The 24,086-nt window shown below is 57.1% G+C and carries 21 protein-coding genes; 8 read left to right on the top strand and 13 right to left on the bottom strand.

Annotated elements, in window-relative coordinates; all coding sequences use genetic code 11:
• Window positions 1–13 precede the first annotated feature (13 nt).
• Window positions 14–1,039 (bottom strand): LacI family DNA-binding transcriptional regulator, encoded by a 1,026-nt coding sequence (locus GS605_RS08865; protein WP_170345410.1) that lies wholly within the window; start codon window positions 1,037–1,039, stop codon window positions 14–16.
• Between the two features lie 340 nt (window positions 1,040–1,379).
• Between GS605_RS08865 and GS605_RS08870 the strand changes: the two genes are divergently transcribed.
• A complete protein-coding gene (locus GS605_RS08870) occupies window positions 1,380–2,600 on the top strand; it encodes an adenylate/guanylate cyclase domain-containing protein (protein ID WP_171723738.1) in 1,221 nt (406 codons plus the stop codon).
• 176 nt (window positions 2,601–2,776) lie between these two features.
• On the opposite strand, the gene GS605_RS08875 is transcribed toward GS605_RS08870, so the two are convergent.
• From GS605_RS08875 to GS605_RS08885, 3 genes are read right to left on the bottom strand one after another with little or no spacing between them, the layout of a single operon-like run.
• Window positions 2,777–3,688, bottom strand: a complete 912-nt coding sequence (locus tag GS605_RS08875; protein WP_171723739.1) for a PhzF family phenazine biosynthesis protein — start codon at window positions 3,686–3,688, stop codon at window positions 2,777–2,779.
• A 55-nt stretch (window positions 3,689–3,743) separates the two neighbouring features.
• The gene (locus GS605_RS08880) at window positions 3,744–4,724 is read right to left on the bottom strand and encodes an alpha/beta fold hydrolase (RefSeq protein WP_171723740.1); all 981 of its coding nucleotides are present in this window, start codon (window positions 4,722–4,724) and stop codon (window positions 3,744–3,746) included.
• A 59-nt stretch (window positions 4,725–4,783) separates the two neighbouring features.
• Window positions 4,784–5,410, bottom strand: a complete 627-nt coding sequence (locus GS605_RS08885; RefSeq protein ID WP_171723741.1) for a pyridoxamine 5'-phosphate oxidase family protein — start codon at window positions 5,408–5,410, stop codon at window positions 4,784–4,786.
• A 117-nt stretch (window positions 5,411–5,527) separates the two neighbouring features.
• On the opposite strand from GS605_RS08885, the gene GS605_RS08890 reads away from it, so the two are divergent.
• Window positions 5,528–6,451, top strand: a complete 924-nt coding sequence (locus tag GS605_RS08890) for a LysR family transcriptional regulator (RefSeq protein WP_171723742.1) — start codon at window positions 5,528–5,530, stop codon at window positions 6,449–6,451.
• Between the two features lie 237 nt (window positions 6,452–6,688).
• On the opposite strand, the gene GS605_RS08895 is transcribed toward GS605_RS08890, so the two are convergent.
• From GS605_RS08895 to GS605_RS08905, 3 genes are all read right to left on the bottom strand, one after another.
• A complete protein-coding gene (locus GS605_RS08895; protein ID WP_171723743.1) occupies window positions 6,689–7,336 on the bottom strand; it encodes a response regulator transcription factor in 648 nt (215 codons plus the stop codon).
• Complete coding sequence (locus GS605_RS08900; RefSeq protein WP_171723744.1) at window positions 7,333–8,736, bottom strand: sensor histidine kinase; 1,404 nt, start codon at window positions 8,734–8,736, stop codon at window positions 7,333–7,335. Before GS605_RS08900 ends, GS605_RS08895 begins: the two co-directional genes overlap by 4 nt.
• A gap of 251 nt (window positions 8,737–8,987) precedes the next feature.
• On the bottom strand, window positions 8,988–9,833 hold the full coding sequence (locus GS605_RS08905; protein ID WP_171723745.1) for a LysR family transcriptional regulator: 846 nt from the start codon (window positions 9,831–9,833) through the stop codon (window positions 8,988–8,990).
• Window positions 9,834–9,919: 86 nt separating this feature from the next.
• Here GS605_RS08905 and GS605_RS08910 point away from each other — a divergent pair, with 86 nt between their 5' ends.
• The 4 genes from GS605_RS08910 (at window position 9,920) to GS605_RS20940 (ending at window position 13,336) form a co-directional block, all read left to right on the top strand.
• Window positions 9,920–10,387, top strand: coding sequence for a cytochrome c (locus tag GS605_RS08910; RefSeq protein WP_171723746.1), 468 nt, complete (start codon window positions 9,920–9,922; stop codon window positions 10,385–10,387).
• A gap of 13 nt (window positions 10,388–10,400) precedes the next feature.
• Complete coding sequence (locus tag GS605_RS08915; protein WP_171723747.1) at window positions 10,401–11,309, top strand: cytochrome c; 909 nt, start codon at window positions 10,401–10,403, stop codon at window positions 11,307–11,309.
• Window positions 11,310–11,473: 164 nt separating this feature from the next.
• The gene (locus GS605_RS08920) at window positions 11,474–12,364 is read left to right on the top strand and encodes a cation diffusion facilitator family transporter (RefSeq protein WP_216600143.1); all 891 of its coding nucleotides are present in this window, start codon (window positions 11,474–11,476) and stop codon (window positions 12,362–12,364) included.
• Between the two features lie 156 nt (window positions 12,365–12,520).
• A complete protein-coding gene (locus tag GS605_RS20940; protein WP_216600144.1) occupies window positions 12,521–13,336 on the top strand; it encodes a hypothetical protein in 816 nt (271 codons plus the stop codon).
• A gap of 256 nt (window positions 13,337–13,592) precedes the next feature.
• On the opposite strand, the gene GS605_RS08930 is transcribed toward GS605_RS20940, so the two are convergent.
• The 6 genes from GS605_RS08930 to GS605_RS08955 are packed head-to-tail and all read right to left on the bottom strand — an operon-like array spanning window position 13,593 to window position 20,780.
• Window positions 13,593–14,534 carry an ABC transporter permease gene (locus GS605_RS08930; RefSeq protein ID WP_171119292.1) on the bottom strand — a complete coding sequence of 314 codons (942 nt, stop codon included), beginning with the start codon at window positions 14,532–14,534 and terminating at the stop codon, window positions 13,593–13,595.
• On the bottom strand, window positions 14,531–15,574 hold the full coding sequence (locus GS605_RS08935) for an ABC transporter permease (protein ID WP_171636039.1): 1,044 nt from the start codon (window positions 15,572–15,574) through the stop codon (window positions 14,531–14,533). Before GS605_RS08935 ends, GS605_RS08930 begins: the two co-directional genes overlap by 4 nt.
• The gene (locus tag GS605_RS08940; protein WP_171723748.1) at window positions 15,564–17,084 is read right to left on the bottom strand and encodes an ABC transporter ATP-binding protein; all 1,521 of its coding nucleotides are present in this window, start codon (window positions 17,082–17,084) and stop codon (window positions 15,564–15,566) included. The genes GS605_RS08935 and GS605_RS08940 overlap by 11 nt, the downstream gene beginning before the upstream one ends.
• Window positions 17,081–18,439: an amidase gene (locus GS605_RS08945; protein ID WP_171723749.1), complete on the bottom strand. Its 1,359-nt coding sequence runs from the start codon at window positions 18,437–18,439 to the stop codon at window positions 17,081–17,083. The genes GS605_RS08940 and GS605_RS08945 overlap by 4 nt, the downstream gene beginning before the upstream one ends.
• Window positions 18,440–18,455: 16 nt before the next feature.
• The gene (locus GS605_RS08950; RefSeq protein ID WP_171723750.1) at window positions 18,456–19,439 is read right to left on the bottom strand and encodes a BMP family protein; all 984 of its coding nucleotides are present in this window, start codon (window positions 19,437–19,439) and stop codon (window positions 18,456–18,458) included.
• A 48-nt stretch (window positions 19,440–19,487) separates the two neighbouring features.
• Window positions 19,488–20,780 carry an amidohydrolase family protein gene (locus tag GS605_RS08955; RefSeq protein WP_171723751.1) on the bottom strand — a complete coding sequence of 431 codons (1,293 nt, stop codon included), beginning with the start codon at window positions 20,778–20,780 and terminating at the stop codon, window positions 19,488–19,490.
• A 397-nt stretch (window positions 20,781–21,177) separates the two neighbouring features.
• Here GS605_RS08955 and GS605_RS08960 point away from each other — a divergent pair, with 397 nt between their 5' ends.
• Complete coding sequence (locus GS605_RS08960) at window positions 21,178–22,197, top strand: AraC family transcriptional regulator (protein ID WP_171723939.1); 1,020 nt, start codon at window positions 21,178–21,180, stop codon at window positions 22,195–22,197.
• A 194-nt stretch (window positions 22,198–22,391) separates the two neighbouring features.
• Complete coding sequence (locus GS605_RS08965) at window positions 22,392–23,570, top strand: acyl-CoA dehydrogenase family protein (protein WP_171723752.1); 1,179 nt, start codon at window positions 22,392–22,394, stop codon at window positions 23,568–23,570.
• Window positions 23,571–24,086 lie beyond the last annotated feature (516 nt).

The following is a 24,086-nucleotide window of genomic DNA, read 5'->3' on the forward strand; positions in this document are numbered from 1 at the left end:
TTAAAAATTGAAGCTACGCAGAATCCCTCAAAACCAGTCGTGCGGGGAATAGCGTTTCCGATCGCGCCTGAAGTTTCCCGCCACTTTCAATGAGTTGGAACAGGGTTTCGACACTGCGCGCCGCTACATTATCATAGTCATGCGCTGCCGTTGTCAGGGATGGACATGTAAATTTTGCGAACGGGTGCCCATCATTCGAAGCTACACGCAACGTGCAGTCCTCTTTCCGACCGACCCGAATCCCCTGTTCGTAGCAAGCGGCAAGAAAGCCGATGGCAAGCCGGTCATTGCTACACAGAACCGAGTTCGTCCTCAATTGACCTTCCTCCAAGATCTTCATCGTGCCTCTGTGTCCAATTTCTTCAAACGCCCAACCTTTGCCATCAACCTTGAGAATATGCGGCTCATGTCCGAGGCGCTCCATGATTTCGACATACGCCTTGCGCCGTTTGTTGGCATTGGGGTTTGCGGGTGTTCGCATTTCGAAGAAGGACGGGGGTTCACCAGTGCGGGTCATGTATTCGACGGTTTGCGACACAAAGCTAAAGTTATCCGATCCGACAAAGGCTGCTCCCAGACCATCAAGATTGCTGTCGAACAGAACGGTCGGCACATTGGCACAGAATTTCTCGATCGCAGATCTGTCTGAAATTCGGCCCAAAGGGGCCAAAAGAACACCGGCGGGTTTCATCGATTGCAAGCCGTCCAGAATTTCGTTCTCCAGCTTCTGCTCGCCATGAGAGCTGAACAGGGACGGCCGATAACCTGCCGCAATGCAACTTTGTTCCAGATAGCGTGCAATCTCGACAAAGAACGGGTCCGCCAGATAGGGCACGACAATGCCGATATTCTTGGTCAGCTTGCGGTTCTGGTTCACGGCATAGATGTTCGGGCGATAGTCGAACCGTTCAAGCGCCTCTTCGATGCGGGCCCGTGTCGTGGGGCGTACGCTGTCAGGATCGTGGAAGTATTTGGATACCGTGGGGCGCGAGATGCCGCTGAGCGCTGCAAACTCTTCCATGTTCTTTATCTTGGTCATGCCAGTCTGCCTGCCGGTTTTGTTCGCCATGAACTTATCATAGATTTACATATTCTTTGCGCGCGCTAATAAATCAATAGCCTGAGCGGCCTCGTGCAATCAGCGTGCGACAAGACGTTCAAAGGGATTTCGAAAGCGACGCCGCCCTTTTGGCAAGGTTCATTCAAATTGCGCAAAGACCGTATCCACGAAGGTCTGCGTGTGGCTGGGCCGGCGCTTGGTACCAACAACTGTGAACCGAACAGCAGGCTTGGATGGGGTAAGAAAAAGGCTAGAATAATATGATCGAACACTGAACCCAAGTTTTTGACGGCCTTGTCTAAGCGATTGGTTTTAAACAATGGATGCTATTGCCCAACTGACCAATTGGATGATTGCCGAGGGGCGTCGTTCGGATGACCCGGAAAAAGTGGTGTCATATTTCTGTTCGTCTCTGATCGAGGCGGGTGTGCCGCTCTGGCGGGTCAATATAGGTCAGCGTTTCGCCAATCCGCTGCTCATCGCATGGGGAATCGTCTGGACACCGGATGGCACCGAAAGCTATGACGTGACACATGAGACCATGCTGACGGATGGGTATGTCGGTAGCTCGTTCGAATACATTCTTGAACACCGGAAGCCACTTCACAAAAGTCTGCGGCAATTGGACCCCGGGACCGAGCACTCGTCATATCTTGATTTCGCCGGGCTGGGTGGCACCGATTACTATGCCACGCTGCTTTATTACGGAGACGGATCGCTGCACGGCTGTACTTTTGTCACCCGGTCGCCAGAAGGCTTCTCGCCCCGGCATCTGGAAATGATTGAGGATGCGTTGCCCGCTCTGTCCTCTGCTCTTGAACCTGTAACCATGCGCAAGTCGTCCAAAGGTCTTCTGAGAACCTATCTTGGCGATGGGCCCTCTGATGCTGTGTGGAACGGGCGGATCAAGCGAGGGGAACGCACAACCCTTGACGCAGTTGTCATGTTCTCTGACCTGCGCGGTTTCACCGCTCTTTCAGACAGGGCATCCGAAGAAGACGTTTTCGACATGTTGAGTGGATATTTCGATCTGGTCGTGCAGTCCGTCGAAGAGAATGGCGGCGACATTCTCAAGTTCATGGGCGACGGCATTCTGTCGATATTCACTGTCGAGACACAGGAAGGTTTGAACGCCCAATGCAAAAGGGCAGCACAGGCCGCTCAAAGTGTTTTGACCGGTTTGGCCGCACTCAACCATCGCCGCGATGAGGCTCAGAAGCCGCCGTTGGACATAGGCATCGGGATCAATGTCGGGCAGGTCAGCTATGGCAACATCGGCAGTCCCGGCAGGCTGGATTTCACTGTTCTGGGCAGAGCGGTCAACCTCGCAAGCCGTATTGAGGGGTTGACGAAATCCCTGGGCCACAGAGTTCTGGCGACGTCAGCCGTTGCCGCTGCTTCGCCTGAACTGTTCTCAGCTTGTGGGTTTCACGAAGTTCGAGGGCTTGCCGAATCCATCGAGTTGTACTCTCTCGTCGAAAAGGAGCCTCAAGCCAGCCCCATGCCGGATCGCCACATGGATCCGGACAACATGGATTGAGAATCGCAAGCTTCTACATTGTCCGCAATGCCGAATTCGATTTGGGCTGCGGGCGACGAGGCCGCGCACTGCGCTGATTAAGGTGCCGTCGCAGGACCCTTGGACGATATGTATTCGCGCTCAAGGACCTGGGCGCATCCGAAGCTGATGCTGCGGACACACCTGGCCTTTTCGCGTCACAAAGCAATCCGGGCCGAGGTCATGGCTTTTCCGTAACCACCCGCCATGAGGCCCGTGATTGCGCCATTCTCGATATCCAGATCGACCTTTATCAGGCTCGGGCTTGCCGGGTTCATAAACACCCCCTGTTCGATTTCAAATGATCGCTGAGACGTGCCGCCGAAATCGTGCAACACGCATGCAAGTGGCCCGGCCGCCATCCCAGTGGCGGCTTCTTCATCTATCGCGTATCTGGGTGCGAACATACGGGTTGTGGCGTCCCGGCTGGTGATTGAAGGGTCATTCGTGAATACGTAATAGCCAATCAGATCCAGTTTCTCGCTGATTTGCTTGATTTTGGCCAAATCTGGTCTGATTTTGGCAAAGCCCGCCGCATCCGAAAGACCAACGACGATGAAGCTGTTGCCGGTGTTGACCAGAACCGGAGCAAACCTCTGATCCAGGTCAGTTTTGTCGACCCCGAGAGAGCTCAGCACATCGTCGAGTTTCATGCCCTTTTCGATCCATTCCTGAGCACCCGAGTAGCGTGGGGCCAATTGTTCCATATAGGCGGCGCCGTCTTTCATGAGTATGCGCCTGGGGCCATCAACTGTTTCCTTTGAAGTATCGGGTTTGGGGATCCGACCCAACGCATCAAGGTGAGAGAAGGCGGCGATTGTTGCATGACCGCAATGAGCGATGCGCCGGTTCGGTGTGAAGAAATCCAGCTTGAAGCCTTCCGTCTTGGACCGCGAGACAAACGCTGTCTCGGACACTCCAACTCTTGCCGCCACGGTTTGCATATCTTGCGCGCTCAGATCATCAGCGTCCAGAACGACGCCTGCGGGATTTCCTCCGGTGCCACCGTCGACAAACCCGTGCACGATTTCAACCGTGACATCCCTGGCAGTGTTTGTTTGCGTATTCATTGATCGTCTCCAAACATGAGGCCGCGCCCTTGATCGAGGCGCGGCCAGTTGCGCATCAGTTGCCGGCGGCGGTGATGCGGTTCAGGAATGCAGTCATCTGTTCCGCAATTTCAGGCCCATATTCTTCCAGCGCGAAGTGTCCGGTATCAAGCAGATGAAACTCAAGATCCTTCAGGTCGCGTTGATAGGGCAGGGCGCCTTCGGCCGGAAAGATGTGATCATTCTTACCCCACATCAGCAGCGCAGGTGGTTGATGCTCACGAAACAACGCCTGCCATTTCGGGTACTCGGCAACGTTGGTGCCGTAGTCCAGGAAAAGTTCAAGTTGCACCTCCTGATTACCTTCGCGATCAAGCAGGTATTGGACGTGCCAATAGTTATCCGGGCTGATCAGTTCCAGCCTCTGTACACCGTGGGTGAACTGCCACTTGGTCGCATCCAGAGTAAGAAACCCTCGAAGCTGGTCGCCATTCTCTTTCGAGGGGTCGGCCCAATAGGCTTTGATCGGGTCCCAGAATTCGCGCAGCCCTTCCTCATACGCATTGCCGTTCTGAATGACGAAGCCAGTGACCCGTTCGGGCTGTTCGGCAAACATCCGGAATCCAACCGGGGCACCATAGTCCATCAGATAGACCGCGTATTGATCGACACCCTTCCGATCCAGCAGAGACGTCATGATTTCGGCGATATTCGCAAAGGAATACTCGAAGTCTTCGGCTTGCGGCATGTCCGAGGCCCCAAATCCGGGGAAATCGGGCGCGATCACGTGATAGTTCTTGGCCAGTTCGGGGATAAGGTTGCGGAACATATGTGACGAGGTCGGAAACCCATGAAGCAAAAGAACGGTTGGCCTGCTCGGGTCTCCGGCCTCACGATAGGCGATATTGACCTCGCCGATTTTTTCTGCGCGGAAATTGACCGCTTGGGTGGCTTCAATGCCGGTCTCACTTGCGATTGCAGGGGCCGGAGTTAATGGCACCGCGATGGTAAGCGCGAGAAGACTTGCGCTCAGGATGGAATTCACATTGCGCGACATGGGTATTTCCTTTCTTGGGGTTTTGGGGGCGCGTCTGAACGCGCGGGGTTCAGCATCGGTCAGCGTTTCTGGCCGGGCTTTTCTTTGTGCTCTGCGTTTTGAGCTTTCAGTTCCGCCAGTTCATCGCGAAGCGGCGCCATATGCTCTTCAAACTCTTCCAGGGTCAGGCGTTGGGGGATGTGCTGCGGGCAGTTCCAGTCCATCGCTTCAAGCTTGATCACAATGGCCCGCTCCGGGTGGCCCCTGTAATTCGGGTCACTCAAACGTTGCGTCAGGGCCGGATCATCCGTGCCATCAACAAGTTTCGCCCGGCCCCAGATCTTGAGGCGTCTCCGGTTGGGATAGTCCATCAGGATTAAAGAAATGCGGTCGTTGTTCAGCAGGTTACCTGCGCTCAGATATTGCCGGTTGCCGCGAAAATCTGCGTAGGCCAGCGTCCGTTCATCCAGCACTTTCAGAAAGCCTGCCGGTCCGCCGCGGAATTGAACATAAGGCCAGCCGGTTTCAGAGACGGTCGCCTGATAGAAGCCGTCCCTTTGTGCGATGAAGCTCGCCTCGACCGGGCTGATGAGGTCTTCCTGAACAGCGCCGGCCAGAAACTTTGCATAACCTTCAGCCGATTTGTTCTTGGCCTGTGTTGCACGCACGGAAGGCGTAAAAGTGATTTCTGCAAAAGGACGTGACATCGAATTCTCCATCTCAGCCGGGCAGAGCCCTGGGGTTGAGGTGAAGCTAGTCCAAGCCTTGGTGTTGCAGAATATCCCTAATTGGCAATATATTATTCCAAAATATGGAATAGTTGTTTGGATAGATTTCAGGCTCTGAGCGTTTTTGTGAAGGTGGCCGAGCTGAAAGGCTTCGCGGCCGCAGCGCGCCACCTCAATATGTCGCCACCAACGGTAACCCGACTGGTCTCCATGCTGGAGGACAGCCTGGGGCTTCGTCTTTTTGTGCGCACCACGCGATCAGTCATGCTGACGGACAGCGGGCGAAGGTTCTTTGAAGATGCCAGACGCATTCTGATGGATCTCGAGGAGGCAGAGCGTGCCGCCGTCGGATCCTATGCCGAACCGACCGGGGAACTCAGCGTGACCGCATCACTGTTGTTCGGCCGCATGTTCGTCACTCCGATTCTGGGTGAATTTCTGGAACTGCATCCAAAGCTCTCTGCGCGCACTCTCTATGTGGACCGCGTGGTCAATCTGGTGGATGAAGGCCTCGACGTCGGGATCAGGATTGGAAACCTTGCAGATTCAAGCCTGATGGCGGTGAGATGTGGCGCGGTGAGGCAGGTCGTGTTTGCCGCTCCGGCATATCTTGATGCGCGCGGCGAACCAGACACACCCGACGACCTGGCCAATCACGCGATCATAAACTCAACCGCCCTGCACGCCTCGGCCCAATGGCATTTTCAAAAAAGCGAAACGGTCGTGACAAAGCGCGTGAACCCGCGCATCAGCATGAACACCAATGACGCGGTGATCGAGCTGGCGCTGCAAGGGCATGGCATCGGGCGGCTTTTATCCTATCAGGTTGCACCCTACGTTGCGGACGGGCGGCTCAGGACCGTTCTGAATTCGTATGAACCACCCGAGGTCCCCATCCATCTTGTGCATCAAGAGGGCCGCACCGTGTCTGCAAAAGTGCGCGCTTTTGTCGATTTTGCGGCCAAACGTCTCAAATCCGACCCCTATTTGGATGGATTCCGACACAGGCCTGAGAGTTAGGCCAAAAGATTCGCCGAACCACGCCATCCGGTCGCGGCCAGGGTCGCCAGGGCCCTGACCGACAGATCACTTTGGGCATGCGCTTTGAGGTGGTACAGCGCAAGGGCGAACATGTGCAACAAAGCTTGCCACCAACTAGATTTGCCGGCACGAAACTGAAATCTCAGATCCCGGGTGCACACGCTTTTCGAAGCGATAGGGCCAGCATTGAGCATGCAATCACGTTTGACCCATGGTTTAGTCGGTCTTGCCCCAAGCATCGTGCGCGATCAGCGCGGCCTCGACCCGGTTTCGGGCGTGGAGCTTGGAGAGGATTGCCGTCATGTAGTGCTTTACGGTTTTTTCCTGAAGATCCAGTTGATCTGCGATCTCCCGATTGCTCATCCCCTTCGCCACACGTCGAAGTATTTCTTCCTCGCGATGTGTGAGATCATCCAGAACATCACTGTCTTTGGAAGCTTCTGCCTCTCTGTTGATCTGAAGCAGCACGCGCGAGGCCAACCCGGGTGACACGAATCCTTCACCTGCGGCGATGCTGCGCAGTGAGGTCGTCAGTTCGCTAGCCGTCACACCTTTGACGATGTAGCCGATTGCCCCTGCTTCCAAAGCATCCGCAACGTCACTGTTGTTTTCCGAGACCGTCAATATCGCGATAAATGGCGGGTTTGCCATGGCCGCGATTTTTCGCGTCGCATTTATGCCGCCCCCGGGCATCGAAAGATCGAGGATGGCGATGTCAGGTTGATGAATGCTGACAAGTGAAATTGCCTCATCCGCGCTCGAGCCGGCAGCGAGAACTTCGAACCCATCGGCTTCGTCCAATGTCCGGTGCAAACCGTCCCTGAAAATCGGGTGATCATCCGCTATTACGACAGATGTTGTCATGACGTACTCATCTTTCTGGGAAATAGTATCATTGTGACAGAGGTACCTTTGCCAGGGCTTGACCTGACTTCGAACCTGCCGCCAATACTCTCAACCCGATCTCGCAAACCCAAGAGCCCCTGGCCTCCATCGTCACGCAGTACTTTTCCGTCCGAGGGGTCAAATCCGGGCCCGTCATCGTTGACATGAATGACGACCCGATCGTTATGCGCCTCGCAAATGACCGTGCATCGAGAATTCGGAGCATACCTGGCGGCGTTGGAAAGCGTTTCCTGAAGGAACCGGAAAACACACAGCTTGTCGGACACGGACAACTCGATCGTCTGGCTTCCTTGAAGTGAAACATCCGGCCGTAACGGGCTGTGTTCCGAGTGATCTTCTATCGCTCTTTTCACCACATCAATCAGCGCCAGATTGTCGATGTCCGGAGCGGACAACCCCCGCGACAACGCGCGAATTTCGGCCAGGGACTTCTGCAAAGACTGTTGAATCTCCTCGGCCTCAGCAGGCTTTTCATGCCTGTCCGAGAACGCCGCCTCCAACCTGAGGGCCGCGAGGGACAGATATTGAGCGGGACCGTCGTGAAGCTCGGAACCAAGCTTCTTCAGAAACCGGTCTGTTTGCGTGGCATATCGTTCCGACGCTTCGACCACGCGCGACCGCAGCCTGGCGTTCTGCTCTGCCATCTGCTCACTCTCTTTCAGACGCCGCTCCAACAGGCGCCCCTGACGTCGAATGGTGTTGTCACCGATTGCCACGATGGAAAACAGCACGATTGTGCTTGCTGCAAATGCTGACCCGACGACCAGCCAGCTTGTCCGGCGGGCTTTGGCCATATCAACTTCCAGCTGTTCGGCTTTCTCGTAAAACTCTGCAACTGCAATAATTTCGCCTGACCAGAGTTCGCGGATCGGGCTGTACACTTCAAGTAGCGGGATCCCAAGTGCTGCTTCTGCGGCGCTTTCGGCATGGTCGAGATCTTCGAAAGAACCCGAAATCGCTCCGCTCCAGGCTCGGCTCAGATCATCAGTCGGGTCGAAACGGCGTCCAATGATGGTTGGATCCGACGCGTGCGCGATCACGCCGCCTTGTTTCCAAAACTTGAAAGACACAATGCGGTCCCGCATCGGCTGGGTCATGAATATTTCGTCCAGCGCCCGCCTTGCTTGATCGGAAAGACGATCCCCGTATGCAAGTTCCTGGCTGAGAGGGGATACGATGCTCTCCATATACAGCGCTGCGGAATTGGCAGAATTTTGGACAACTGCATTCTCGATCCGATTTGACACCCATGCGCCAACTATCGCGGTGGCCGTTCCCATCACGACAATGCAAGCCGCAAGAAAAACGCGCGACAATGACCAATTGCGAACTGACAGATCAGAAATCTCGGGTCTCATTTCGTGATCAACTATGAACGACATTCCCTGACCGCGCCACCGACCTTGGTCTGAACTCACCAGCGTTCGGATTCGGAACTCGGATCATGTCAGAACCCTCGGTCGCGCAATCGCGCAGGCGGCAGACAGAAAGCACGCGTGGCCTTGCAGGAAGTACACGGAGCTCGCTCAAAACTCCGTCCAGACGATCAGCGCATCGGCCCAAAGCCGTCCTTGGAGGAGCCATACCTACGGGCGAGATTTTTGATTTGTCACCCCGGCAGAACAATGGAAAGGCGTTCAACCAAAGCTCTTTGCACGATGGCAAATCTCGGAGTGCGCGCTATCTCGTCCAGAGCCGCCACCCACAGCGGGACATCTATTCTGGGATCAATTTCTGACGACCGATGAAGCCTAGGATCCGCGTTCCCAATAAACGAGGGCAGGATCGTTTTGCCCACCCCGGATGCTGCCATCTGTTGAAGCACCAAAAAGCTGTCTGCCCCGTTGGTCATTTCATCGGCGCTGACATGTTCGGCCAGCCATTTGGCGGGAAGCGAGCGGCTCAACGCTCCATCAAGCCTCATCCATTTTCGGTTTGGGGAACCGTCGTCAAAAACGCCGAATGACAATGTTCCCGCACGTTCGCTGACAAGCCCTTCTTCAAGTTTGATCGAGGGTCGCACTGCGATGTCCGCGGTCAACCTTGACAGATCATGATGGCTGTTGCCGCTTAACAAAGTCAGCTCCAAATCGGGATAAAGCCGCGATATCTCAGTCAGAATTTGGGGCAATACAAACTGACAAAGGCTGTCCGTAGACGCAATGCGGACCTGACCCGCAGGGGACCGGTTTGCCCCCACAATTGCCCGCTCTACGGAAAGTACGGCCTCTTCAACGCTTTCCATCGCCGAAAGAATAGCTCTGGCCTCGGGTAGGGCAGTGTACCCTGACGGGTGTTTTTGAAAGATCACGCATCCAAAACGGTCTTCAAGCGCGGCGACTCTGCGCAGCACCGTTGCATGAGTGACACCAAGCGCCCCGGCAGCCGCATTCAGTGATCCGTGTTTCCTTACGGCCAGCGCGTATCGAAGATCATCCCAGTTTTGGTTGTGCATAAATTAACAAGGAACAACAAATAACAAACAATTACAAGAAAAAATGTTCAGGCTAGTATTCGACGCATTGAACAGGGAGACGCACAATGATCAAGAAAATCCCGGCCGTTGCGGCAGGTTTGTTGTCGGTAGCCGTCATTGGATCAGCCATCGCCCATGAAAGCGAAAATCCCGCGGTGAAGGCTCGGACCTCAATCATGCAGCTCTATGCCTTCAATCTTGGCACGTTGGGCGGCATGGCCAAGGGAGAGGTTGAATATGATGCCGAGGCAGCAACACGGGCTGCAAATAACTTGGTTGTTCTGACGCAGATCGATCAATCTGCGATGTGGCCTGCCGGATCCGACAATGCATCCGACCCGTCCACCCGGGCCTTGCCAGCCATCTGGGAGAACTTTCCGGATGTAAGCGCAAAAGGTCAGGCCATGGCGGAAGCCGCCGTTGCGATGCAGGCGGCGGCAGGCCAGGATGTCGATGCCCTTAAGGCGGCGATGGGTGATCTGGGCGGATCATGCTCGGCATGTCATAAGGCTTACAGGGCACCGAAAGACTAAAGGAGCGCTGGCCATGCGGCGTTTGTTCATTTTCGCCGCAGGTATCGCTGTACTGGTCGGGCTGGTCGGTTTGGTGCTGACCCGTCCGAAAACAGTTGACCAGACACAACTGAACGGGATTGTCCCTGATCTCAGTCGAGGTGAGGCAGTGTTTTACGCGGCTGGATGCGCGTCCTGTCATTCTGCTCCGAACGCAACGGGTGAGGAAAAGCTGGTACTCGCTGGCGGTCGTCGGTTTGCGTCGGATTTCGGCACGTTCATAGCCCCGAACATATCCAGTGATCCGGTTGCCGGCATCGGATCGTGGTCCGCATCGGATCTGGCCAATGCCCTGCTCCACGGGACCGGGCCCGAAGGACAGCACTATTTCCCCGCATTTCCCTATACGTCCTACGCCAACATGTCAGCCGAGGACGTTGTTTCACTGCATGCCTTCCTCGGCACTCTGCCGGCGGTTCCAAGCCAAAGCGCAGCGCACGAGGTTGGCTTTCCTTTCAATATTCGACGCGGGCTGGGCGGGTGGAAGCTGTTGTATCTGAAACCGGGCTGGGTTGTGGAAGGCGATCTGACTGACCAGCAAATTCAAGGCCGTTACCTGGTAGAGGCGTTGGGACATTGCGCAGAATGTCACACGCCGCGTAACGGGCTGGGGGGCCTGAAACGCGATCTCTGGCTGACAGGTGCACCAAACCCCAGCGGAAAGGGACGCATCCCCGGGCTGACTTCTGCCCAACTGGATTGGTCCGAGGCTGATATTGCCGAGTATCTGAAATCCGGTTTCACGCCGGATTATGATAGCGCGGGTGGTGAGATGGTCGAAGTCATCGAAAACACATCCCGCCTTACGGATGACGACCGTCTGGCGATTGCGGCCTATCTCAAGGCCGTGCCCGCGTCACCGACAGACTCGCCGTCAGAGTAACCCTCTTTGGCGCCATGCGGCCGATGCCAGATGTCCTTGCCAGCCGTCAGCACGAAGCCGCAAGGCCTATTCCCTTTTCGCCAAACTCCTGTTTTACGTTCTGGGCACCGGAACGCAGCACACGCCCGCGTTTCTGTTCAGGATTGATTGAGGGTCGTGGCCAAATGACACAAAAGATCGCGCTTTGGTCCATTCCGATATCCCTGGCGGTACTGGCCCTGAAGCTGCTGGCCTGGTGGCTGACAGGTTCGGTGGCGTTGTTGTCGGACGCGATGGAATCCACCGTCAACGTCGCAGCGGCCCTGCTGGCTTATTTTGCGGTTCGGGTCGCAAACAAGCCCCCTGATGAAAACCACCCTTTTGGCCACAAGAAAGCCGAGTATCTTTCCGCTGTCGTCGAGGGCGCATTGATTGTGTTGGCGGCGTTCTTGATCATCAGAGAGGCCGTGCTGGACCTTCCCAATCCACATCTTGAGGATGCGCCTTTTCTTGGAATCGCCGTCAATGTCATTGCAACGGGCGTGAATGGCGCATGGGCCTACCTGTTGCTTAAAGTCGGCAGGCGCGAAGGTTCACCTGCATTGGAGGCAAGCTCGCGGCACATTTTTACAGATGTCATGACGTCAGTTGGTGTCATCGCGGGGCTCACACTTGCACTTGTCACCGGCTGGCTTGTCCTTGACCCGATCCTTGCAATTCTGGTCGCGCTGAACATCCTGTGGGAAGGTTGGAAAGTCATTCGTGCGTCCGTTGACGGCCTGATGGATGTGAGCCTTTCTGAACATGACTTGCAGGTTGTTTCCAGCACCATTGAAAACAATCTGGGCGCTGCGCTGGAATATCACGACCTCAAGGGGCGCAGATCCGCGAATGTCATCTTCGTCGAGTTTCACCTTGTTGTGGACGGCGCAATGCCGGTCAGCGCAGCCCATGACATCTGCAATGAAATCGAACACGCATTGGAACGTCTTTATCCGGGTTCTGTTTTTGTCATTCATCTCGAACCCGATGACGAGCTGAAGGGTAACGGAGCACAACCGAACCAGGTTTCTTAAACCACTTGGTGCAATCGACTACGACCGAAGTCGTGGTTTTGGCGGGGACGTTCGGCCCGCAATTCATCAGACCTAAGCCCGATGTCGGGAAGCAAAGCCCCGGATAACCTGTCACCGACACCATGAGTTGGGTCGAACAGAACCGGAGGCGAAAAAATGAAACTTCAAGGAAAACTGGGCCAGCTTCTCAGCACAGCAGCACTGGCTTCGTTGATTGCCGCGACGCCTTACGTGCCGAAGTTTGACGCGGAAGGTCGCCTGCACCTTGAACCAGCCTATGCCTTTGCCAAAAGTGGCAGCGGAAAAGACGGAGATGGAGGCGATGACGACCGGGGGGATGATCGTGGCGGCGAACGGGACGACAACTCGGGGTCGGGCAACAGTGGTCGCGGTGGTGATCGCGACGACGACAGGGACGATGACCGCGACGATGATAGGGACGACAATTCCGGGTCCGGCAAAGGTGGTCGCGACGACGATGACGATGACGACGATGATGACTCGAAGCGTTCAAATCGAGGCAGCGGCAAAAAGGATCAATCCCGGTCAGGCGGCGGGTCATCGCGCTCTGCCGGCATAACGAAGGTTGAGACGAACGCCAACGGCATCGAAGTGCGCTATGCCGATGGAACCAAGGAAGAAATCGAAAACGGTCGGTATGAAAGGAAGAATGCTCAGAACCGCACTGTGGAAGAACGGCTGGCGACAGGCGCCGATGTCTCAAGGCTCCGGTCATTGGCAGATGGTATCTCCATCGACAACGTGCGCTCGTCCGGCCAAGGAGGTACTACGGGAATCCGCCCGACGAAAGTTGAACGTCAGGGCAACAATATCGAAGTGAACTATGCCAATGGCTGGAAAGAAGAGATCGAGTTTGGCCGTTATGAGTTGAAAGACCCATACAACCGGACTGTCGTTGAGAGAAATGCAACCGCCGCTGACCGTCGGAGATTGCAGTCGGCAGGCAACTAGGCAACTACGTCAGAACGAAAGACAAAAGGCGGCTTCTCATCGTCAGAAGCCGCCTTTTCTAATCGTCATTGCCAGCGGTTATTGGCGTACTGCATTGCGATCAATGGCTTCTTGCCCAAGGTGTTGACGCAATATTCCGCCCAACACGAAAGGCACGGGCACCAATGTCGCAACCCGCCATAAGCGACGTCTCATGTATGTCCTGCCCCTTTCGCGCTTGCAACGACCAGTCATCCACTGGTTGTGAACCCTGATCCTAACGTTCACCGCGCCGATAGGGTGCCATCAGTGCGGCAGGCACTTCGGCCCTGCGGGCGACGAGAACGAGCGCGACGATGGAAAGCACATAGGGCGCCATCAGGAAGAGTTGATATGGCACGCCTTCAATCGCCGTTTGCAGCCGCAACTGGTATGCATCGAAAAAAGCAAACAGCACGGCACCGATCAACGCCTTGCCAGGCCGCCAACTTGCGAACACAACCAGTGCGATGCAGATCCACCCGCGTCCTTGAACCATGCCCGGGAAAAAACTGTTGAACGCCGTTGTCGTCAGGAACGCGCCACCCACTGCCATCAACGCTGATCCGACAACCACTGCACCAATGCGAATGCGAATGGGGTTCAACCCCTGCGCCTCAACCGCGTGCGGGTTTTCACCGGTCATGCGAATGGCCAGCCCCAGCGGTGTCCGGGCAAGGACGTAGGCCATCACAGCCACCGCAAACAGAGCGAGGTAGGTCGGCAGAGCCTGGGAAAACAGGATCGGACCCAAAATGGGGATATCGGAAACGCCCGGAACATCGAGTGGCTGGAAAGGTTCTATCGTCGGGGGCAGATCGCCCACTTCGACAAGCAACCGGTAAAGGTAGTAGGCCAGCGCGGATGCAAACAGCGTGATGCCAAGCCCCGAGACATGTTGCGACAATCCAAGCGGGACCGTTAGCATGGCGTGCAGCAATCCTAACATTGCGCCGCAAAGTGCCGCTATCATCAGGCCAACCAGCAAAGGCGCGCCCATGTAGACGGCAAGCCAACCGCTCATCGCGCCCATGGTCATGATCCCCTCGATCCCCAGATTGAGAACACCCGAACGTTCACAGAGCAACGCGCCGAGGACTCCGAAAATAAGCGGCGTTGCAATGCGCAGCACGGACGCCCAGAGGCTGGTATTCAGCAGCAGGTCAATTGCATCACTCATCGGCGCACCCGGTAAGTTGTGAAAAGAAGGGCCACGATCATGGTGAGCAGGCAGAGCGCCACGATCACGTCGGCAATGAAGCTGGGAACGCCGGTTGCGCGGCTCATGGCATCGGCCCCGACAAAAACGGTGGCGACGAAAACCGCGGCGGCGACCACACCCGCCGGATGCAATGCGGCCAGCATTGCGACGACGATGCCGGCATAGCCGAATCCGGGGCTCATGGTTGTCGTGACCCCGGCTGTAACACCCATGACTTCGACGGAACCTGCCAGCCCTGCCAAAGCGCCTGACAGCAGGGCCACACCCATGATCGTTTTTGGAAGGGAAATTCCGGCAAAGGCGGCGGCACTGGCGTTCAAGCCTGCGGCGCGTGTTTCAGCACCAAAAACCGTGCGGGCCAGGATCAGCCAAACAACACCTGCTGCCGCGATGGCAAAAAGCAACCCGATATGAAGGCGTGTGCGGGGAATAAGATCCGGCAGGCGGTACTCTCCGCTCACGGGCACTGAGGAAGGCCAGCCAAAGGCCATCGGATCGCGCATCGGACCCTCGATCATGAGGCCGACGAAAAGGATCACAATGAAGTTGAGCAGTAGGGTCGTCACCACCTCATCCACCCCGAAACGCAGGCGCAAATAAGCGGGGCCCGCCAACAGGGCCGCACCCGCCGCCATGCCCGCCAGCATCAAAATCGGAATCCCGATCCATCCGGAAACCCCGAGAGAATGCCCGATCCACGCGGTAATCAGCGCGCCGACGAAGAACTGCCCCTCGCCGCCGATGTTCCAAAGACGCGCCCGAAAGGCGACGGCCGCGGCAAGCCCGGTAAATATCAGCGGCGTGGCGCGGGTCAGCATCTCGGTGATCGAAAGGCGCGAACCAAGCGCGCCGGTCAGCATTTCACCATAGGCAGTCAGCGGGTTCACACCTGCCGCTGCGATTAGACCCGCAGCCAATAACAACGCGGTAAAGATCGCGGCCAGCGGAGCAATGACCACAAGGTACAGCGGTACATATGTGCGTCGTTCAAGCCGCATCATCATCTTCCTTCCAGACACCTGCCATCATCAGGCCAAGGCGTTGCGGGTCAGCCTCATCAGCGGATATCGGTTTCGACAATCGACCCTTTACGATGGCCTGTATCCGGTCTGAAAGAGCTACGGCTTCTTCCAGTTCCTCCGAAATTAGCAGGATCGCAGCACCCTCGGCCCGTGCGGCCAGAAGCTCGGCATGAACTGCGGCAATTGCCCCTTCATCAAGGCCCCGCGTCGGCTGGTTGGCGAGCACGAAACGCGGTCCGTTGGTCAGGACTCGCCCCAGGATCAGCTTTTGCATGTTGCCGCCAGACAGCAGCCGTGTGCGCGTGTCGGGACTGGCCCCTCGGATATCAAATCGTTCGATAAGCCCTGCGGTGTATTCTCGGGCAGCGCGTTGTCGGACAAAGCCTCGGCGCGAAAACTCTGGTGTGCGCAGACGTTCAAGAACTGCATTTTCCCACAGGCTCAAATCACCCACGACACCTTCTGCATGGCGGTCTTCCGGTACCCTGCCTGCGCCAGCCTGGATCATGCCGCGCGGGCCCAGATGGCCGATATCCTTGTTCAGCAGTGTCAACTGCCCTGCGTTGGGGTGGATCAGTCCAGACAACAGCCCGCCAAGCGAGGCCTGACCATTGCCTGATACGCCGACGATACCAAGGATCTCGCCAGCGTGGACGGTGAATGACACGTCATCCAGCCGCAATTCACCGTCTTTTTCCACGCGCACATCGTTTGCGACCAGAACCGGCGCGCCAATCTCGTGGTCTTGACGAACGGGCCGTTCCACTTTGCGGCCAACCATCAATTCCGCCAACTCTCCGGGGGTGGTTTCAGAGGTCCTGCGTTCCGCGACCAACCTGCCGCCACGAAGAACGGCCACACGGTCAGAGGCCGCCATGACCTCATGCAGTTTGTGACTGATGAAGATAAGCGACAGACCCTCTTTCGTCATGTCGCGCAGCGTCTCGAACAGGCGCATTGCTTCGGGCCGGGCCAGAACGGCCGTGGGTTCATCCAGGATCAGTATGCGCGCGTCTCGGTACAGCGCTTTCAGAATTTCGACGCGTTGACGTTCACCCACGGAAAGAGACTTGATCCTGTCGTCGGGGTTCACGGGCAGACCAAACCGATCCGCGATCTGCAACAACTTTGCGCGCGCCTCGCCACGTGCGGACCGTGCGCGTGTCAGGGGTTCTGAACCAAGCATGACGTTTTCAAGAACCGTGAGGTTGCCCGCAAGCGTAAAGTGCTGGTGTACCATGCCCACACCCACCTCGATCGCTGCGCGGGGTAGACCCGGAGGCAACGCTTTGCCAAAGACCCTGACAGAGCCTTCGTCGGCTGCGTAATGGCCGAACAGGATGTTCATCAGCGTCGTCTTACCCGCGCCATTTTCACCCAACAATGCAAGGATTTCACCCTGGGCCAATGACAGGGTCACATCATCATTGGCGGTAAGCGTTCCAAAACGCTTTGTTATGCCGTGAAGTTCCAGAACCTTGTTCATGTGGGCAGGCCTGCGATTGGAGACGGAAAGGTAAGTTCGGGCGCACGCGCCTCGATCAGAGCGCCAAGTTTCAGCAACGCAAGATCCGAGCCGGGTGGTCCCATCAGTTGCACACCGATTGGCAGGCCACTTGCCATGCCAAAGGGCAATGCCAAAGCCGGCAAGCCCGCGACATTGGCAAGTGCTGCGTTTGGGGCAAAGGCCTCCAACCGCGCCATGTGTTCATCCGCGGAGGCGCCAGAAAGGTCCAAAGTGCCGATAACAGGCGGCGCAAGCGATAGGACCGGCATCAGGACAGCATCCACAGAACTGAAAATCTTGCGAGCACGATATGTCAGGCGCGCAAGCTGTCTTGAGGTCGCAAAAAGCGCGGTGGCGGATGTGGCACGGCCCTCGGCAGCCATGGCAGCGGCAAGCGGTGGAACCTGGTCATCAGATATCCTGAGTGCAATGAGCCACTCGGCCAGCGAAACAGCCAGTATCGTTCGGGCAATTGCATGAGCCTCGGCCCCCATCTCGTCCGGGGTACAAATGTCATGCACCTCGCAGCCTGCATCGCGCAGAGCGTCAGCCGCATCCTTGGCGGCTTTGCACTGGTCAGTTCCGCAACGCTCGGGCAGTGCCAATGCAATGCGGGGGTGGTCCGCCGGATGTACCGGGGCCATGGGCTGGGCTACGGCTTGAAAGGCGGTTTCCACATCGCGTAGGGACCGCGCCAGAACCAGTTCTGACGCTATCCCCATTAGGTGATTGGCGAAATCAGGGCTCCCGGGCACCGCACCACGAGACGGCTTGAGCCCGGTCAAGCCGCAGCACGCGGCTGGGACTCTGATAGATCCGGCCGCATCCGTGGCATGAGCAATGGCGACGATGCCGCCTGCAACCGCAGCCGCGGCGCCGCCAGATGAGCCACCGGGCGTCAACGCGGGATTCCACGGATTGCGGGCCGCAGCCATGCCATCTGGTTCGCATGTCAGGGAAAGGCCGAATGGCGGTGTTGCCGAGACACCAAAAGGGATCAGGCCGGTCTGGCGCAAATCCTGCAACAGGCAGCTGTCACTTTCGGATTTTCGCCCTTGCGCGCGGATTGCCGCAGACCCGGCAGCAGCGGGCAGTCCCTTGGCGGAACCGCCGAGGTCTTTGACCAGGAACGGAACCCCGTGAAAGGGCCCACGTCGATCAGATGGCGCTGCATCTGCCGCCCTCGCGCCGGCGCGGGCCATGTCTTCGTCCAGGAACACCACGGCGCCCAGATCCGCCTGCGCGTGGCAGGCGGAAAGGCTTGCTTCCATCGCATCGGTGGCAGTGATCTGCCCCGCAGAAACGGCAGCAGCAAGAGCCGTGGCATCGGTCACGTCAAAGCCGCCGGGATCAGGAGGGCTCGCTTTCGTCGATCGGAACGTCCCATTCGCCGGATTGGATCGCGGCCTGTTTGGCCTCCATCGCAGGGACGGCGTCGGCAGGCACTTCGTCGGCGACATAGATCAGCTCATTGCCGCCATGAGCCATGAAGGAGTATTCGGTATAATTGCGCCCGGTGGGATTGCCGGCCTGAACATCCGCCACGATGGCTTCGATGGTTGGCCCATAGTTCCATATCGCGTTGGCAAAGACCGTGCCGGGATAGCGCGGTGTATAATCTATCAGTGAACCGATGGCCTTCACGCCGCGCGCCTGAGCGGCGTCAGCGGTGCCAATGCGTTCACCAAACAGGATGTCCGCGCCCGCGTCGATCTGGGCAATCGCGGCTTCCTGCGCGCGAGCCGGATCAAACCATGCTCCGATGAAACCGTTAAGGAAAGTGGCGTCAGGGTTCACTTCACTGACGCCCATCCGGAAAGCATTGATCAGGAGGTTCACCTCGGGGATCGGATAACCGCCGACGGAACCAAAAACATTGCTTTCCGACATTTGGCCGGCAAGCATTCCGGCCAGATAGGCCGCCTCGTGGTTGCGGGTGCCGAAGACGCCAAAATTGTCGCCCTCCGGTCCGCCGGAGGACCCCATCAAAAACGCGGTATCGGGGTAATCACCCGCCACTTCGCGTGCTTCGCGTTCCACCGCGTAAGACTCGCCCCAAATGATTTGCGCGCCGCCTTCGGCGTATTCGCGCATCGCACGGGGATAGTCGGTCGGAGCCACACCCTCTGAAAACTCATATTCGATCAGGCCAGCCTCGGCGGCTTCCTGCATCGCCACGTGGATCCGGCTGTTCCATGCATTTTCGACCGGAGACATATGCACGCCAGCGACGCGGGTTGCAGATTGTGCATTGGCGCGGCGGATATAAGCCGGCAGGGCCAGCATGGCCGCGGCGCCGACCATCAGTTGACGACGTTTAGTGGTGAGTTTCATCGGAGTATCCTCTTCTGTTGGTGGCAACTATTCTTGTTCTTGGGCTTCCTAAATATTGGGCCTGGGCGCGTAATCCGCGGGATCCAGGGTCGAGGGGCGGCTGGGCAAGGAAAGCGCGGCCAGTCTTGGTTCGGTACGCGCCAGCACCTTGCCGTTTTTGATGACGGCAAGACGTGTGGCTTTCATACGAACAGCTTCAATCGGGTCACGCGCTTGCAGCACAACCATATTGGCTGGGCCGCCTTTGCGAATTGTCGGGTCAGGCAGACCCATGGTCTTGGCACCGTTCTGGGTAACGGATGTGAAAGCCCATTCCATCGCTTCGCGGGATGTCATCGGCACCGCATGCACGCCCATATGGGCCACTTCCAGCATGTCGGCGGACCCAAGAGAATACCATGGATCCATGGTGCAATCCTGCCCGAAGGAAACGTTCACACCTGCTGCACGCAATTCTGGTACGCGGGTCAGGCCACGGCGGCGCGGATAAGTGTCCGAGCGGCCTTGCAGCGTGATATTGATAAGCGGGTTCGGTACGACGTTCATGCCGCTTTCCGCGATCAGCGGAACAAGCTTCGAGGCATAGTAATTGTCGTATGAATGCATCGCCGTGACGTGGCTTGCAGTCACACGACCCCCGAGCCCGAGGCGTGTGGTCTCATAGGCGAGGGTCTCCACATGGCGCGACATCGGATCGTCACTTTCATCACAGTGCAGGTCCAGCATCAGGTCGCGATCTGCGGCAATCTCGGCCAGCCTCGTGACCGATCGAGCGCCTTCCGACATCGTGCGTTCAAAATGCGGGATGCCGCCCACCACATCGACCCCCATATCGAGCGCCCGGATCAGGTTCTTTTCGGCATGTTCTGATCGATAGAGGCCATCTTGAGGGAATGCCACCAATTGCAGGTCAATATAGGGGGCAACAAGCTTGCGCACCTCCAGCAAAGCTTCGACACCCACCAACGGAGTTGACGAAACATCCACATGCGAACGGATGGCCAGCAATCCCTGCGACACGGCCAGATCGCAATATCGCATGGCCCGCTCGATCACCGCTTCGGGCGTCAGAAGGGGCTTCAGTTCTCCCCAAAGCGCGATGCCCTCCAAAAGCGTGCCCGAAACATTCATACGTGGCGACCCGAGGCTAAGGGTGGCGTCCATATGGAAGTGCGGGTCGACGAACGGAGGTGAAACCAGGCGGCCCGTTGCATCAATTTCTTCGCGCGCCTCACCCATGATGTCAGCGGCAATTTCTGCAACACGGTCGCCGTTGATCGCAATATCCACCGGTTCGCGGCCATCCGGCAAGCTGGCCTTTCTGATGATGATGTCAAACATTCATCTGCCCCCTAATTTGACCACATGGTAAAAGTATTCAAAAAAATTGCTATTTATTTTTGCGATGTTTTGGAATTGGTGCCTGTGACGGCTTCTCAGCTGCTCATTATCAAAGCCCGACTGATTAAACTTTGGCCGTCTACAGCCCGGAATTTGGGGCAATGAACGCCCCGAGCCAAAAGAGCGCCCAATACATCCGCAAGATTGCTTGCCGATGCAAACAAAAGCTCTGCCCGCCACCGCACAGCAATATTCGATGACCTGTGCGGCGAACAGGGGCGGCAGCCCACTGAAAAAAGCTCAACCGGAGCGTTGATTGGTGAAGACATTGCCAATCCGCAACCTACATTCGCCGTGTTTCATCTCGACCGGAATTGGTGATACCTCCTTGCACGTCATGACCACTGTCGCGCCAACGATCCTTTCCACGGTTTCCAGCCAGTTTATCGATGACTGGCTGACGGCATTGCGTACGCTATGTCCCGAGGTTCAGATGGCATCGCTTCTCGCCCGGTCGGGTTTGGTCGCGGATACGCGTCACCCTCATGGTCGCGTCACGTTGGATCAGATCGTGTGTCTCTATCAACTTGCCGCAGTTGAGACCGGTGATGAGATGATGGGGCTTTGGAGCCGCCCAATCCGGCCGAGAGCCCTGCAACATCTTTTGACGACAGTCCGGGAAGCCACGTCTCTTTCATCGGCACTTTATCGCTTTTCGACCTTCTGGAACTTGTTGCTGGATGACTACCAGTTTGATCTGGATGACGCCGATAACATGTTGGTGCTTACGCTGAAGCCACGGGGCGCGGCTCAAGTTCAGCGGTTCGGGCACATGCTGATACTTAAACTTGCCCACGGGCTCATGTCTTGGCTGGCGGGGCACGAAGTTCCGGTCAAGGCTGTCGATTTCGTGTTTGAGCGCCCCGACTTTGATCAGGATTACGCGGTCATCTTTCCGGCACCGCTACGGTTCGGCCAAGGTGCCACCGCGATTTCGTTCGATCCGAATGCGTTGGGTCCAGTGCAGGCGCGCAGCACAAATGACCTTGACAGATTTTTGCAAAACGCGCCCCGAGACTGGATCTTCACCAGTTCGCGAGAGCACACCCAATCGCTGCGGGTGCGCACCTATCTGGTCCAATCGGGATGGGACGCGGCAACCCTGACCCAGACGGCATCCGCGATGCACATGACCCCCCGCACCCTGATCCGCAGGCTGCATGCTGATGGTACATCGTTTCAGGCCATCAAGGATGCCCTGCGGCGTGATATCGCTATCCGTGATCTTCAGGCGGGGCGCAAAAGCGTTGAAGCCATCGCACATGATGTCGGATTTTCGTCGGCGGCCAATTTCCACCGGGCCTTTCAGCGCTGGACCGGAAGCACGCCAAGCTCATACCGCAGGGTGCAAATGTAGGGCGCCCGATTTGTCACTTTTGGACAATGATCTGTCATTGCACGAGATGGTCCCCAGCGGGCAGGATCGCTAGATCTTGCTGTAGAAAAACTTCTTTTCGGAAGTTTTGCCCACAAAAAACTCATCATTCCGCTCATCCATGGCTTCCCGGTTATGGCGCCATCTGAGAATGACCGTCGTGAAAGGATCCGCCAATGTCAGACAAACTCGACACCATACTCCAAGCCGCACGCGACCACGCCGTGCAGGTGATCCTGCCCAATGTGGATGCCTGGAACGCCGCGAAGAAGTGGCCGCGCGATGCTTCGGACAAGGCCGGAGCCGCTGGCCTGGCGGGCCTCTACGCCCCCGAAGAGTTTGGCGGTCAGGGCTTGCCGCTGGCGCAAGGCATTCAGGTCTATGAACAACTGGGACGGGGCGATGGTGCCTATGCCTTTGCCCTGTCGATGCATAACATCTGCACCTTCGCGGGCTGCGGTTATGGCACAGATGCCTTCAAGGAAAAGTGGGCGCGGGACCTGACATCTGGTCGCAAGCTGGCAAACTTTGCACTGACCGAACCACAATCCGGATCGGACGCAACAAACATGTATTCACGCGCCGTGGTCAATGACGACGGCACATGGACGATCAGCGGCGCGAAGGCATGGGTCAGCCTCGCGACCGAGGCGGACATCTATTTCACTGTGGTCAAGACCAGCGACACACCCGGCCACAAGGACATGGCGATGATCGCCATTCCCGCCGACGCACCGGGCCTCAGCTTTGGGCCGCTTTACGATACCCCGTCCTACAACTTCCTGCCCCTGGCCGAAATGTACATGGACAAGGTCGTGGTCGATGAAACCAACATCATCCTACCCATTGGTCAGGGTCTTCAAGGCGCGCTCATGGCCATCGACATTGCCCGTGTTTCGATTGCCTCAGGATGCTGTGGATTGATGCAATCTGCGTTGGATACGGCGTTGTCCTATTCCAAGAACCGCAAGATGTTTGGCGGCAGGAACCTTGATCTGGACGGGATCCAGTGGATGCTGGGCGAGGTTGCAACCGACCTTGAAGCCTCAAAGCTTCTCTACCGAAAGGCGGCAGACTCCCTTGGCACGCCCGAAGGCCCCTTGATGGCCGCTCATGCCAAACGGTTTGTGCCAGATGCCGCAGTAAAGGCTGCGAACACCTGTACGCAGGTCCTGGGTGGTGCAGGGCTGTTGCAACCCTACGGCCTGGACCGCTTGTCCCGCCTCGCGCAAATGCTGCGGATCGTGGACGGGACGACAGAAATCAGCCGTGTGGTCATCGGGCGGGCCTTGCAAAAACGCGCGGCAACTCTGCCTGATCTGCCGGTACCGAAAGGTTTTGGCGAGACCGACTGAATGTCCCGCACCGGTTCGATGGGCGCAAATCTGAGATTCTGCGCAGACATCAGCAAGATCGAAAGGCCAGCCGCATATTTGCGGCCGGTTGCCTGAATGGTTGACCGTGGTGCTAACTCGCCATGAACAAGGTCGCGCAAAGCGTATGAAGCTTTGCTTTCTGACGACACTGACATGTGGGACGGTGAAAGGTGGGGGCAGGGGAGGCGGGCGCATCAATAATCCCGACCTCTCCATCCAGCCCGAAACATGCCAATCGCGATTACGGAACATTGCAATCTGACGAACCGGAAGCCTTTCAAGGCAGACATGCTCCGTTAAGCCGACGACGGCCATGCGCATAAAGCGGGCTTTGCACAGGTCGGAATGCGGCCCAAGCCGGACATGAGCTCAGAGCTCAGTTTTTGAGGATGGTTTTCCAAAGCCGCCGTTCACACGCGGCGCTTCATGCACTTCGGCGGCATGTTCGCAACGCAGATTCACCGGATGTTCGAGTTAACAGGAAAACGTATCTAA

Source organism: Ruegeria sp. HKCCD7559, assembly GCF_013110575.1.
Lineage (GTDB): Bacteria > Pseudomonadota > Alphaproteobacteria > Rhodobacterales > Rhodobacteraceae > Ruegeria.